A 13,034-nucleotide genomic window follows, 5' to 3' on the forward strand; every position below is an offset into this window, starting at 1 on the left:
TCGGCGACCTACCCTGAATGTATGGGAGGGCCTGGAGACCCACCTGAGGGGACACCCGAGGGCGGCCCCGGAGGTGGAGAGGACGAGTACCGATCCGTCGTCTTCGACGAGTCGTTCGTCCGTGCTGCCCGCCTCCAGGAGTTCTCCGCGCAGGAGCGCATGGCCGACCACGCGCCCGCCGTACGCCGCCGCCCACCCCTTCGCCGGGGCCTGTCCCGGCAGGCGCTGATCCTGGTCCTGCTGATCGCCGTGGCCTTCGGCACCGCGATCTACATGGGCGTACGGCACCCCTACCAGACCCCCTCCGCCCGGCAGCCCGTCGAGCCCCTGCGGATGACCGTCATCCCGCTCTCCCCGCAGGGCAAGGTGCCCGGCGCGGTCGATCCGGAGTACCTGTACGCGCACAGCCCCGCCGCGCAGTTCCGCGTCGGCGCCGAGGGGATACCCCTGCCCGCCTCGCGACGCACCGCGCACTTCTCGGACAGCCAGGTGGTGGCCGCCCTGACCACGGCGAAGGACTACATCGTCCGCTCCTCGCTCTACCCCGAGGTCATCAGCGGCCAGGAGGTCCGCCCCGTGCGCGTCATGCTCGACGGCGACCAACTCGACCAGTTCGACCAGAGTTTCGAGCACCCGGTGGCAGACGGCAGGCACCAGCCCACCGGATGGCTGGTTCGCTTCGACCAGACCCGCGCCGAGCTCGCCGACCGCAGCATCCGCGTCCAGGGCACACTGCAGGCCGCCGAGACCGACTCCGCCACCCTCGAGGTCACCGCCGACCACACCTTCGTGTACGCGCTGAAGCCGACCGGCTCCGGGGCCAAGGCCCAGGCCTCCCTGTTCACCGTCCGGCGCGAGCTGCACTTCCGCTTCGACCGCGACGACCTGCGACTGCACCAGGCCCAGCTGATCGTCTCCTACGTCCAGGCCGGCCCGCTGTCCTGCGCCGAGGACTCCACGAACCACCTCCACCCGCTCCTGGCCGGCCAGACGGCCAAGGCGGGCGGCCCCGCCGGCACCGACCCGTACGCGACGGGCGGCGCGACGGCGCTGTGCGGATCGCTGGCGACGAGCGCCCAGCCCAAGGTGTGAGCCGAGCGCGCTGCCCCGGGTGCGAGAGGCCGACGGGGCCTTCGTGTCCCGTCGGCTGCTCCCTCGGCCGTCCCGGTCAGTCCTCGTCCCGCGGCGGCGTGTCCGTGGGCGGCTCGTCCGCCGGCGGCCGGTCCTCCCCGGGCGTCGAGCTCGTGAACCCGTCGAACCCGCGCCGCACCCGCCCGCCGATGCCCCCGGCCCCGCCGGCGATGTCGCTGACGAGCTTCATCAGCGGGTCCTTGGAGCTCTTCACATTGCTGGCGTAGCTCGCCGCCGACTCCCGGAACGAGTCCGAGACCGAGGTGTCCTTGTCCTCGCTGCGCCGCGGGTAGTGGCCGTCCATGATCCGCTGGTAGTCGCGGGTCTCCGACCACTTCTTCAGCTCGGCCGCCCGGATGGTGGTGAACGGGTGGGACCTCGGCAGCAGGTTCAGGATCTTCAGCACGGAGTCGCGCAGGTCACCGCCCGCCTCGTACTCCTCGGCCTGCTTGAGGAAGGCGTCCACGTTCATCTCGTGCAGATGGTTGCCGCCCGCGATCTTCATCAGGCCGCGCATCGAGGCCTTCAGATCCTGCCCGACCAGGAGCCCCGCCCGGTCCGCGGACAGCTCCGACTTGCGGAACCACTCGCGCAGCGCCGTCACGATCGCCATGATCGCGAGCGTGCCCAGCGGGATCCAGGCGACCCGGATCGCCAGGTTGGTCAGGAACAGCAGGATCGTGCGGTACACCGCGTGCCCGGACAGGGCGTGGCCCACCTCGTGGCCGATGACCGCCCGCATCTCCTCCTCGTCGAGCAGCTCGACGAGCCCGGTGGTGACGACGATGATCGGCTCGTCCAGGCCGATGCACATCGCGTTCGGCTGCGGGTCCTGATTCACGTACATCGGCGGGACCTTCTCCAGGTCCAGGATGTAACAGGCGTCCCGCAGCATGTCGTTGAGGTGTGCGAACTGCTGGTCCGAGACGCGCACCGAGTCGGACAGGAACAGCAGCCGCAGGCTGCGCTCGGGCAGCAGACCGCTGAGCGCCTTGAACACGGTGTCGAAGCCGCTCAGTTTGCGCAGCGCCACCAGCGCGCTGCGGTCGGCCGGGTGCTCGTACGCACGCGAGGAGATCCCCGGGAAGCGCCGGCGCTGCCTGCTCGGTACGTTCTCGTGTCCGTTGTGCTCGTGGCCGTCGTCCGACATGTCTTTCCCCCATGTGCGTGTGAGTGGCCCTTTGCGGACCCTTGTGCGGCCCTTTGCGCCCCCGAAGCAAGGCCCAGCCTAGGCGGAGTTACCGTGGACGGGCACTACACCGAAGGAGTCCCATCGCCATGGAGCACACCCCCGCAGCCGCCTGGCTCGCCGAGGCCACGAGCGCCGCCCAGCACCAAGGGCCGGGGAATCTGCTCCGGGTCGTACTGATCGTGATGATGGTGGGTTGCGCGCTGACCGGGTGGTTCCTGTTGCGGGGCTACAAGCAGAAGGACGACTGAGGACCGCCCCGGGTTCCCCAACGGCGGAGTCGGCGTGATCGCCGCCCAGAGGCCCCCTTACGATGGGCCGACATCTTTGTCCCGCCCACCGGATAGGTTCTGCCGAGATGAGCTTCCACAGCACCGCTGCCCAGTTGGTCACCCTCGCTGCCGAGGGCGAGGAGCACGGCGGCAACCACGAGAGCCTCAGCCCCTACGTCACCGGCGGCGGCGCGCTGTTCATCCTGCTGCTCCTGCTGTGGATCACCACTCGCTTCAACCGCGACCGCTGAGTCCGCTGAAGCCCCGTACCGGGGCATCCCGGGCATCCGTCGACCGGTGTCTCAGGCCGGGCCGGTAGGGTCTGCACGCATGGGAGAGCAGGACATGCCTACCGGTCACGGCAACGGCCCGTCGAACCCCGGCAAGCGCCGTCTCGGCGTCATGGGCGGAACGTTCGACCCGATCCACCACGGGCACCTCGTGGCGGCCAGCGAGGTCGCCGCGCAGTTCCACCTGGACGAGGTGGTGTTCGTCCCGACCGGCCAGCCGTGGCAGAAGACCCACCGCCATGTCTCCCCGGCCGAGGACCGCTACCTGATGACGGTCATCGCAACCGCCGAGAACCCGCAGTTCTCGGTGAGCCGTATCGACATCGACCGCGGCGGCCCCACCTACACCGTGGACACCCTGCGCGACCTGCGCGCGCTCAACCCGGACACGGATCTCTTCTTCATCACCGGCGCCGACGCCCTCGGTCAGATCCTCACCTGGCGCGACTCGGAGGAGCTGTTCTCCCTCGCGCACTTCATCGGGTGCACCCGGCCCGGTCACCACCTGACCGACCACGGACTTCCGGAGGGCGGCGTCTCGCTGGTCGAGGTTCCCGCGCTGGCCATCTCCTCCACAGAGTGCCGTGCGAGAGTCGCCAAGGGAGACCCCATCTGGTACATGGTGCCGGACGGAGTCGTGCGCTACATCGACAAGCGCGAGCTGTACCGCGGCGAGTGAGCCGAGAGGGGCACCGGTGAACGACCGATACGACGCGGGCTACGGCGGCGACCACGACGACCAGTACGAGCTCGTCGGCTACGACGAGTACGGCAGGCCCGTGTACCGGCAGGCGCGGCAGCAGCAGGCTCCCCAGCAGCCGCACGACCCGTACGCCCAGCAACAGGGCTACGGATACGACCCGTACGCGACCGGCACACAGCAGCCCGTCCCGCCGTACGACCCCTACGGCACCGGTCAGCAGCCACCCGTGCCCTCCTACGACCCCTACGGCACCGGGGCGCCCCAGGGCGGCGCGCCCTCGACCCCGTACGACCCCTACGGGCGGGCCGCGGCCAGTGGGCAGCAGCCCCGGGTCGCCGAGCAGACCGCCTACATCCCGCAGCAGGCCGGCCCCGTGGAGCCGACCCGGGAGGCAGCGGCCCCGGCCTCGGGTGAACGGGACTACCGCACCGAGCAGTTCGCCTTCGTCGAGGAACCCGACGGCGACTCCGAAGACGTCATCGACTGGCTGAACTTCACCGAGAACCGCACCGAGCGTCGCGAGGAGGCCAAGCGCCGCGCCCGCAGCCGCATGGTCGCCCTCGTCGTGGTCCTCGCCCTGGTCGCGGTCGGCGGCGTCGGCTACCTCTGGTACGCAGGGAAGCTGCCCGGGCTGTCGTCGTCGTCCGGCTCCAAGACCGGCACGGCGACGGCCGCGGGCGCCCAGAACCGTGACGTGATCGTCGTCCACCTGCACAACACCAAGAAGGGCGGCACCTCCACGGCGCTGCTCGTCGACAACACCACCACCAAGCAGGGCACCACCGTCCTGCTGCCCAACTCCCTTGCCCTGACGGACGACGACGGCAACACCAGCACCCTCGCGAAGTCGGTCGACGACGACGGCTCCTCCGGCACCCGCGACGCCCTCGACACGGTCCTCGGCACCAACATCGAGGGCACCTGGCGGCTGGACACCCCCTACCTGCAGAACCTCGTCGACCTCGTCGGCAACATCGACGTCGACACCAACGCCGACGTACCCGACCCGGACGCCACCAAGAAGGGTGCCGCGCCCCTCGTCCACAAGGGCAAGGACCAGACCCTCAGCGGCAAGATGGCCGTCGCCTACGCCACCTACCGTGCCTCCGGAGAGGCCCAGAACGCCCAGCTGGAGCGGTTCGGCCAGGTCATGCAGGGCGTGCTGCGCAAGCTGTCCTCCGACCCGACGGCGGCGACCACCACCGTGCAGACGCTGGCGCAGATCCTGGACCCCTCGCTGACCGACAAGGACCTCGGCACCTTCCTCGCCAAGCTCGCCGACCTCGCCAAGGGCGGCGACTACAAGACCGCCCTGCTGCCCGTCCAGAACGACGGCACGATGAGCGCGCAGGCCGGCGCCAGTGTGGTCAAGGACGTCCTCGGCGGCACCGCGAAGAGCCCCGACAAGGGCGACGCCGTCAGCGTCTCCGTCCAGAACGCCAGCGGTGTGAAGGACAACACCGAGAAGGCCCGCGTGGTCCTCCTCAACGGCGGCTTCACCTTCCTGGAGGGCGGCACGGCGACCGCCACCTCGGCCACCTCCAAGGTCGTCTACTCCGACGCCGCCGACAAGGAGAACGCGACCGAGGTCGCCAAGACGCTGGGACTGCCCGGCAGCTCCGTCACCAAGGGCAAGGTCACCTCGAACGCGGACGTCTCGGTGGTCCTCGGCCAGAACTACAAGCCGTCGTCCTGACGGTCCCGGACGCCCCACGTGATCCCCCAATCACGTGGGGTGCTCCCGGCGGTCCGTGAGACCCTTGATGTCAAGTGACCGCCGACCGAAAGCCACGTAGTGACCGCCACTGACCGTTCCCTCGAGCTCCTCCACACCGCCGCCCAGGCGGCCGCCGACAAGCTCGCGCACGACATCATCGCCTACGACGTCAGCGACGTCCTGTCGATCACGGACGCCTTCCTGCTGGCCTCCGCGCCCAACGACCGCCAGGTCAAGTCGATCGTCGACGAGATCGAGGAGCGGCTCCAGAAGGAGCTCGGCGCCAAGCCGGTGCGCCGCGAGGGCGACCGCGAGGCCCGCTGGGTCCTGCTCGACTACGTCGACATCGTCGTCCACGTCCAGCACAGCGAGGAGCGGGTCTTCTACGCCCTGGAGCGGCTGTGGAAGGACTGCCCCGAGCTGGACCTGCCCGCCGACGCCAAGGCCACCCGCGGCAAGGCCGAGGAGCACGCCAAGCTGCAGGCCGCCGAGGAGGCGGCCGACCTGGGCGGTGAGTGGTGAGCGCCACCGGTGAGGTGTCCGCGGGCAGGCCGGGCCGGGGCCGCCGCGTCATCCTGTGGCGGCACGGCCAGACCTCCTGGAACGTGGAGCGCCGCTTCCAGGGCACCACGGACGTCCCGCTCACCGAGGCGGGCCTGGCCCAGGCCCGCCGCGCCGCCCGGCTGCTGGTCTCCCTCAAGCCCGACGCGATCGTCGCCTCCGACCTCCAGCGCGCCGCGAACACGGCGGCCGAGCTCGCCGGGCTCACCGGCCTGGAGGTCACCCACGACGAGGCGCTGCGCGAGACCTACGCGGGCGTCTGGCAGGGGCTGACGCACGAGGAGATCATCGAGCGGCACGGCGAGGAGTACGCCGCGTGGAAGCGCGGTGAGCCGGTGCGCCGCGGCGGCGGTGAGCTGGAGACCGAGGTGGCCGAGCGCGCCGCCCCCGTCGTGCTGCGGCACGCCGAGAAGCTCCCCGACGACGGCACGCTCGTCGTGGTCAGCCACGGCGGGACGATCCGCACCACCATCGGACGCCTCCTCGGCCTGGAGGCCCGCCACTGGGAGAGCCTCGGCGGTCTCTCCAACTGCTGCTGGTCCGTCCTCGGTGAGGGCGCCCGCGGCTGGCGGCTGCTGGAGCACAACGCCGGCACGCTGCCGGAGCCGGTGCTCGGCGACGACGACTAGCGGATTTCACTTTCCGGCAGGTCGCAGGCTAAAGTTCTTCTTGTTCGCCCCGCCGCGCGGGGGGAACGAAGAACAAGGGGCTATAGCTCAGTTGGTAGAGCGCCTGCATGGCATGCAGGAGGTCAGGAGTTCAATTCTCCTTAGCTCCACTTGATCAGGATCCCGTCTCCGTCAGGAGGCGGGATTTTCTGTCTGCCACATACGGATGATCTCGGCGGCCCCCTCCTCGGTTGCCGGCCACAGCGGCTGTCTGTGCTCCCTGAGCAGCGCCACCTTCGCCCGGGCGGCTTCGTTCTCCGGCGTGTAGACCACGATGCGGCACTCCGGCATCCCGTCGATGGACAGCGACTGCGAGGTCATCCGCAGCTCGCCCACCGCCTCGTGACGGAACGTCTTCACCCGCGGCCCCGGCTGTATGACCTCGCCGCTCGCCCACAGCTCGGCGAAGTAGCCACTCGCCGCGGACAGCCCCCGTATGAAGCCCTCCCAGGCCGGCTCTCCCACATGCCGGCCGTACCAGGACCGCAGCGTCGCCACCATCACCGGCAGTTCACGCTCGCGGTGCACCACCGGACAGGCCTCCTCGGACACCGTGAACAGCGTCCACAGCACGTTCGGAGCCGCGAGCTGCACGGTTTCCGGCACCACGAACAGGTCGCGGTAGGCCGGGTTGGTGGCGAGGACGTCGTAGCGCGAGTTGTAGACCACACCCGGCAGCGGGTCGACGGCGTCGATGATGCCCTGCACCTCCGCGCCCACGGTCTGCGTCAGCCGCTCCCGATCCGGTTCGAAGGGCACGTCCGCCAGGCGGTACAGATGCTCCCGCTCCGGCGGATCGAGCCGCAGAGTGCGCGCCACGGCGTCCAGGACCTGCGCGGAGGCGTTGATCGGGCGGCCCTGCTCGAGCCAGGTGTACCAGGTCACGCCCACGCCCGAGAGCTGGGCGACCTCCTCGCGCCGCAGCCCCGGTGTGCGGCGCCTGAAGCCCGGCGGCATGCCCACGTCCGCCGGAGTCACCCTCGCCCGCCTGGTGCGCAGAAACGCGGCCAGCTCGGGCCGTCGTCGGTGTGTCGTCGTCATCGTCACGTCCCCCACGTCACGTCTCCGTCGTACAACCATCCTCAATGCCGGACCTGTCCCCTGCCAGGTGCTGTCAGTACCAGCATCGGCGGGCTCTCGGCACCCGTACCGGGGCGTCGTCAGGCTCGACGGCATGACGACAACTCCCCGTACGGACCCGGGTTCTGCCCCCGTTCCATGTCCTGCGAAAAGTGAAGCACCCGCCACTGACAATCGGCCCCGGGCGCTGCTCGCCCTCGTGCTCGCCGCCCAGTTCATGGCGCTGCTCGACGTGTTCATCGTGAACGTCGCGGCCCCCACCATCGGCACCGAACTCCACGCCTCGGGCGCCGACTTGCAGCTGGTCATCGCCGGATACGCCATCACCTACTCGGTGTTGCTGATCACCGGCGCCCGTCTCGGCGACCGGCTCGGGCACGGTCGGGTCCATCTGGCCGGGCTCGCCCTGTTCACGGCCGCTTCGCTCGCCTGCGGGCTGGCCCACGGTTCGACCGAACTCATCGTGTTCCGGCTGGTGCAGGGCGCCGGCTCGGCCGTGATGATCCCGCAGGTGCTCAGCCTGATCCAGCGCAACTTCACCGGCGAGGCCAGGGCCAGGGCACTCGGCGTGTACGCGGCGGTCATCGCGGTCGGTGCAGCGGCCGGGCAGGTGGTCGGCGGAGTCCTGGTCAGCGCCGACCTGTTCGGCACGAGCTGGCGGCCCGTGTTCCTCGTGAACGTGCCGGTGGGCCTCGTACTGCTGGCCGTGGGGAGTCGCGTACTGCCCGCCCGGGACGCGGCGGCGCGGGAGCGGGCGCGCGGTCTCGACCTGCCGGGGCTGGTGCTGCTCGGCGCGGCCGTGTCGCTGTTCACGGTGCCGCTGGTGCTCGGGCAGGAGGAGGACTGGCCGCTGTGGTCCTGGCTGTCGCTGGCCGCCGCCGCGGTGCTGTTCACGCTGTTCTGCTTCTACGAGGCCCGGCTCGCGCGGCGCGGCGGCGCCCCGCTCATCGCGCCGCGTGTGCTTCGTCACCCCGGCATGGCCCTGGCGGTCTTCCGCATCCTGGCGGTCATGGCCGTCAACGGCGGCTTCCTGTTCGCGCTGACCCTGCACGTTCAGGGCGGCCTCGGCTACAGCGCCCTGCGGGCCGGCCTCACCTTCGCGCCGACCGCGGTGGTCTTCGGGACGGTGGGTCTGACCTGGCGTCGGTGGCCTGCCTCCTGGCAGCGGCTGCTGACGCCCGCCGGGTTCGTGCTCACCGCGCTGTCCGTGGCGGGCGTGGGCCTGGCCCTGAAGGGCGGTGAGCAGGGCGGAGCGCCGCTGTACGTGGCGTATGCCGGCGTAGGCGTGGGACTCGCGCTCGGTTTCAGCCCGACCCTGACGCGGGCCCTGGCCACGGTCCGGCCGGAGGACGCGGCGGACGCCAGTGGACTGCTCGCCACAGTCGCGCAGCTCGGACAGCTGACCGGAGTCGCCGCGTTCGGCACACTGTTCTTGAACCGGCTTGAGTCACTCGGGGGCCCGGAGGCGTATACCTCTGCGGAGGCGCTTTTGGCGTGCATGTTCGCGCTGGCCGGGACGGCCGCGGTGGGTGCCGTGTCCGGACTGGTACTGAGGCGTCGCTGACCGTATCGGTCCGGCCGTGGCAGAATCAAACGGCCGGAAGGGGGCGCGGCCCGACGGGAGGGAGCAGTGATGCCTGCGAGCATCCTCGAGGAGGTCGGCCACCTCCTCGAAGCGGCGTCGAAACGGGACACGGTCACCCGTCTGAGCTGCCCTTCCTGCGGTTCCGTCCATGTGGCCCAGGTCCTCGGGGACAATGGCGGAATTTCCTACGTGTGCACGGCCTGCGGCCACAGCTGGAGCTGATCGATGGGTGCACACAGGCGAAAGTGCGACTGGTGCGGCAGCGGGACGCCGATCGTCCGGGACATGGAACCGGTCAATCCCGACTACCAGTACTGGTGCGAGGAGTGCGCGCGGGCGCTGATCATAAAGGGCGACCCGATCGAGACGTACCGTGAACTGGAGGGCGAGCCGATCTATGGCCGTCTCCTTGAGGAGCACTGCACTCTCAAGCGGTTCTACTCGTTCGTGACGGCTTGACCCGGGCCGCCCCGGAAACGATTTGGTGTTCCACCCGGGGGACCGTGTAATGTTGGCGCAGCCGCCGGGGAAACCCGGAGGACGCGCCAAATATGCGGCTCCGCCGCGTGGCACACAAGGGGCTATAGCTCAGTTGGTAGAGCGCCTGCATGGCATGCAGGAGGTCAGGAGTTCAATTCTCCTTAGCTCCACAGTCAGATCCCGCCGGATCATCTCGATCCGACGGGATCTTTCGTGTGTCCGGGGGGAGTTGGGAAATACAGAAGGGCCGCCCGAACCGGGCGGCCCTTCGTGGTGTGTACGTCAGCGGCCCAGTGCGCGCCGCCCGCGGCCCTGGGAGAGGACCGGGAGGTTGCGGGACGGGGTCTTGTCCCGGGGCGTCTCCTCCTCGATGCGCAGGGCGAGCGCCGGGCAGCGGCGGACCGCGCGCAGTGCCTTGGCCTCCGCGTAGCGCGGCACCTGGGCCTGGGCGACGGTCGGGAAGCCGTCGGCGCCGAGTTCGAAGACCTCGGGGAGGATGTCCGCGCACAGGCCGTGGCCCCGGCACAGTGTCCAGTCGACGTAGATCTTCTGGCGGCTGGGGCCGTTCTCCACGGGCTCTCCGCCGCCCGGGATGCCCGCGGGCAGCTGGCCGCCCTCGAAGAGCGGCAGAACGCCCTCCACGGGCCGTCCGCAGCCGTTTCCGAGGACGTGCGCGGCCAGGTCGTCGGTGAACGCCTTGATGGTCGACTCCAGGAACATCGCGGAGCCGTCCGGGTGCGAGCAGGCGCCGCGCCGTTTCACGTTCTTGGCGACCTGCTTGAGCGCCTCCAGGGCGGCGGGGCCGCCGCCGTTGAGGATGTCGGCCATGCCGCGCGCGGCGGCGGGCAGGCCGAGGTAGCAGGGACCGCACTGTCCCGCGCTCTCCTCCGCCAGCCACTGCGCCACGCGCAGCGACTCGCCCAGCGGACAAGTCTCCTGCGTGATGGGCAGGATGGCGCCGGCGCCGAGCGCACCGCCCACCGCGTCCAGGGAGTTGCGGGAGACGATCGCCTCGTTGACCGTCGCCGCGTCGATCCACTTGCCGTGGTAACCGCCCGTCAGCACGCCCTGCGGGACCGGCGGGGCGCCGGCGAGCTGGAGGACGTAGCGCAGCGGAACGCCCGTGGGCACCTCGATGACCATGGGGCGGGCGACCGCGCCGGAGACCGTCAGCATGACGGTGCCCGGCTCGTCGTAGAGACCGGTGTTGCCGTAGCGCTCCGGGCCGATGCGGGCCGCGATCGCCAGTTGGGCGAAGGTCTCGGCGTTCGACAGGAGCGTGGGTGCGCCGCCGACGCCGTTCTGGGAGGCGCTGACCTTGCGGCCGGGCGGGATCGCCGGGCCGCCGTCGATGGAGCGGATCAGCGAGGCCGCCGCTCCGGTGACCATGCGGACGGGGTTGCGCTGCACGCTCGCGCGTATCGCCGATCGGCGGCTGTTGCTGAGGCCGCGTTCGGCGAGCGCGGCCTCCATCGAGCGCTGCGTCGACTCACGGGTGACCCCCACCACGAGCGTGCGGGCACCCAGGGCCTCCGCGACCAGCAGCGCGCCGTCGAGGATGAGGTGCGGGGCACGGTTGATCAGCACCGTGTCCTTGCGGCAGGCCGGCTCGTCCTCGCTTCCGTTGACGACGACGACCGGCCGTACACCGCGCTTGATCGCCGCTTCGGCGACCGAGCGCAGCTTCTTGTGGAAGGGGAAGCCCGCGCCGCCGCGGCCCTTCAGGTTGATGTTCTCGGCGAGCTTGGCGAGCTGCTCGCCGCCCAGGGGTTCGAGCGGCCCGTGCACCTTGAGGTGCATGGGCAGATCGAGTCTTTCGACAAGGTCGAAGCCAGACGTGAGTTGAGGAAGTCCGACCACGCGGACTTCCGGGACGTCGGGCAGGGCCTCGTTCACCTATAGCCTCCGGAAGGCGTGTTCCAAGGTTCGCCCGATCCCGGCGAGTCGTAGGACGCACCGGGCGATGGTTCATTGGCGGGACCGCTGTTGTACGTGTCGTTCGGGTTGTACGTGCCGTAGAGGTTGTTCGTCTCACCGGTGTCGTACACATCACTGTTTCGGTAGGCAGCGGTGCCCGAATTGCCATAGGTCGGGATGTTGTATCCGGTGTCCTGCATGGGGTCGTACGCCGACGGGGGTGCCTCGCCGACCGGCGGGGGCGACGGGACCGGCCAGCTGCCCGTGCCGCCGTCCATGCGCGGGATCCCCTCCGTCGGCTGCATGTCCATGGGCAGGTCCATGCGGGCCGTCTGGTCGGCCGCCGCGTAGGGCTGCTGGTCGCGCGGGGGCGTGACGGCGCGGTAGGCGGCCGCGAAGCCGTTGGCCGGCTCCGGGGTCATGGTGCGCGAGGCGGGGACGTCGTACATGGGGGAGCCCATGGTGTCGGTGACCGACGGCTTCGCCGGGCGCTGGTTCTCGTAGCCCGGCAGCGCGGACGAGGCCTCCGCCATGCGCGCCCGGCTCGCGTCCAGGTCGTCCCGACCCAGGCGCTCCTCGTTGCCCAGGAGTGCGGCGAGCCGGTCGGCGACCTTGCGCTTGAAGGGGCGCGGGGCCGCGCGCAGGGCCAGCGCTCCGGCCACCGCGACCAGGCAGAGCTCGTACGAGATCATGAAGAACGGCTTGGCCGCGCGGCCTGCGAAGAGGCCGTGGATCAGGGCGGCGCACCAGGCCGGGTAGGCCAGCATGTGCATCGCGCGCCAGCGTGCTGCGACCGGTGCCGGAGAGGCGAACTGGTTGCGCAGGGCTCCGGTGACGCCGACGAAGATCATGAGCAGGCCGGCCAGGGAGCCGAGGCCGATGAGGCCCGCGCTGCCCTCGATGCCGAGGCTGAAGGGGATCAGCGCGGCGATGAGCACGGTGTGGTCCAGCGCCAGCTTGATGGTGATGTGGACCAGGAGGAAGGCGATCGAGGCGACGGCGGTCACCCGGTGGATGCCCTGCGCCACGATCCGCTGGCGCGTGTTGAGGATCAGCCGGTCCTGGGCGACCAGGCCCCAGATCACGGAGCAGCTGAGTGAGACGAGGGACAGAACGCCGGCACCGAAGTTGAGGAAGTCCTGGAGCCAGCCACCTCCGAGCAGCACGACCACGGGTATGAGCAGCAGAACAACAGCGGTCGCGATCCCGTAGGCCGACCGGCCTGCCTTGGGAAGCGAGCTGTTACTACGACGAGGGTTCATGGGGGCAACTCCGAGCGGTTCGGGAAAGCGGTCCCGGTGCCGCACTCTAAGCGGCGCCATACCGGTGGGTACGACGTTTGAGTTATTGCGTTGTTATCAAAGGACAACGCGCTTGTTGCGATGTCCCGGTAGTGGGTGTTACGCGAAGTAACTTTTGACCTTGGTTCAGTTTTTGTCAG

13 protein-coding genes and 2 tRNA genes are annotated in these 13,034 nt (G+C 70.1%); 11 read left to right on the plus strand and 4 right to left on the minus strand.

Annotation, left to right across the window (positions count from 1 at the left end):
* Positions 1-21 precede the first annotated feature (21 nt).
* Positions 22-1,092, plus strand: coding sequence for a hypothetical protein (locus ABZ880_RS06935; protein ID WP_361258043.1), 1,071 nt, complete (start codon positions 22-24; stop codon positions 1,090-1,092).
* Positions 1,093-1,168: 76 nt separating this feature from the next.
* Here the strand turns inward: ABZ880_RS06935 and ABZ880_RS06940 are convergent, their stop codons facing one another.
* Positions 1,169-2,281: a M48 family metallopeptidase gene (locus tag ABZ880_RS06940; protein WP_361258046.1), complete on the minus strand. Its 1,113-nt coding sequence runs from the start codon at positions 2,279-2,281 to the stop codon at positions 1,169-1,171.
* 128 nt (positions 2,282-2,409) lie between these two features.
* Here ABZ880_RS06940 and ABZ880_RS06945 point away from each other — a divergent pair, with 128 nt between their 5' ends.
* The 7 genes from ABZ880_RS06945 to ABZ880_RS06975 all read left to right on the plus strand — a co-directional run bounded on the left by ABZ880_RS06945 (position 2,410) and on the right by ABZ880_RS06975 (position 6,641).
* Positions 2,410-2,571, plus strand: coding sequence for a hypothetical protein (locus ABZ880_RS06945; protein WP_275774861.1), 162 nt, complete (start codon positions 2,410-2,412; stop codon positions 2,569-2,571).
* Positions 2,572-2,678: 107 nt separating this feature from the next.
* The gene (locus ABZ880_RS06950) at positions 2,679-2,843 is read left to right on the plus strand and encodes a hypothetical protein (RefSeq protein WP_361258049.1); all 165 of its coding nucleotides are present in this window, start codon (positions 2,679-2,681) and stop codon (positions 2,841-2,843) included.
* Between the two features lie 79 nt (positions 2,844-2,922).
* Positions 2,923-3,561 (plus strand): nicotinate-nucleotide adenylyltransferase, encoded by a 639-nt coding sequence (gene nadD / locus ABZ880_RS06955; RefSeq protein WP_361258052.1) that lies wholly within the window; start codon positions 2,923-2,925, stop codon positions 3,559-3,561.
* 16 nt (positions 3,562-3,577) lie between these two features.
* Complete coding sequence (locus ABZ880_RS06960) at positions 3,578-5,281, plus strand: LytR C-terminal domain-containing protein (protein WP_361258054.1); 1,704 nt, start codon at positions 3,578-3,580, stop codon at positions 5,279-5,281.
* A 99-nt stretch (positions 5,282-5,380) separates the two neighbouring features.
* The gene (gene rsfS, locus ABZ880_RS06965) at positions 5,381-5,824 is read left to right on the plus strand and encodes a ribosome silencing factor (RefSeq protein ID WP_361258057.1); all 444 of its coding nucleotides are present in this window, start codon (positions 5,381-5,383) and stop codon (positions 5,822-5,824) included.
* Positions 5,821-6,492, plus strand: coding sequence for a histidine phosphatase family protein (locus ABZ880_RS06970; RefSeq protein ID WP_361258060.1), 672 nt, complete (start codon positions 5,821-5,823; stop codon positions 6,490-6,492). Before rsfS ends, ABZ880_RS06970 begins: the two co-directional genes overlap by 4 nt.
* Positions 6,493-6,568: 76 nt before the next feature.
* Positions 6,569-6,641: transfer RNA gene (locus tag ABZ880_RS06975), tRNA-Ala, on the plus strand.
* 22 nt (positions 6,642-6,663) lie between these two features.
* Here ABZ880_RS06975 and ABZ880_RS06980 read toward each other — a convergent pair.
* Entirely contained in the window at positions 6,664-7,572 is a 909-nt protein-coding gene (locus ABZ880_RS06980; RefSeq protein WP_361258063.1) for a helix-turn-helix transcriptional regulator, read from the minus strand.
* 238 nt (positions 7,573-7,810) lie between these two features.
* Between ABZ880_RS06980 and ABZ880_RS06985 the strand changes: the two genes are divergently transcribed.
* The 3 genes from ABZ880_RS06985 (at position 7,811) to ABZ880_RS06995 (ending at position 9,846) form a co-directional block, all read left to right on the plus strand.
* Positions 7,811-9,175, plus strand: a complete 1,365-nt coding sequence (locus ABZ880_RS06985; protein WP_361258066.1) for an MFS transporter — start codon at positions 7,811-7,813, stop codon at positions 9,173-9,175.
* A gap of 246 nt (positions 9,176-9,421) precedes the next feature.
* Positions 9,422-9,655 carry a hypothetical protein gene (locus ABZ880_RS06990; protein WP_003976229.1) on the plus strand — a complete coding sequence of 78 codons (234 nt, stop codon included), beginning with the start codon at positions 9,422-9,424 and terminating at the stop codon, positions 9,653-9,655.
* Positions 9,656-9,773: 118 nt separating this feature from the next.
* Positions 9,774-9,846, plus strand: a tRNA-Ala gene (locus ABZ880_RS06995).
* A gap of 112 nt (positions 9,847-9,958) precedes the next feature.
* Here ABZ880_RS06995 and ABZ880_RS07000 read toward each other — a convergent pair.
* Positions 9,959-11,572 (minus strand): NADH-ubiquinone oxidoreductase-F iron-sulfur binding region domain-containing protein, encoded by a 1,614-nt coding sequence (locus tag ABZ880_RS07000; RefSeq protein ID WP_361258069.1) that lies wholly within the window; start codon positions 11,570-11,572, stop codon positions 9,959-9,961.
* Complete coding sequence (locus tag ABZ880_RS07005) at positions 11,569-12,855, minus strand: cytochrome b/b6 domain-containing protein (protein WP_361258072.1); 1,287 nt, start codon at positions 12,853-12,855, stop codon at positions 11,569-11,571. Before ABZ880_RS07005 ends, ABZ880_RS07000 begins: the two co-directional genes overlap by 4 nt.
* Positions 12,856-13,034 lie beyond the last annotated feature (179 nt).

This window comes from Streptomyces sp. NPDC047043 (assembly GCF_040644055.1).
GTDB lineage: Bacteria > Actinomycetota > Actinomycetes > Streptomycetales > Streptomycetaceae > Streptomyces.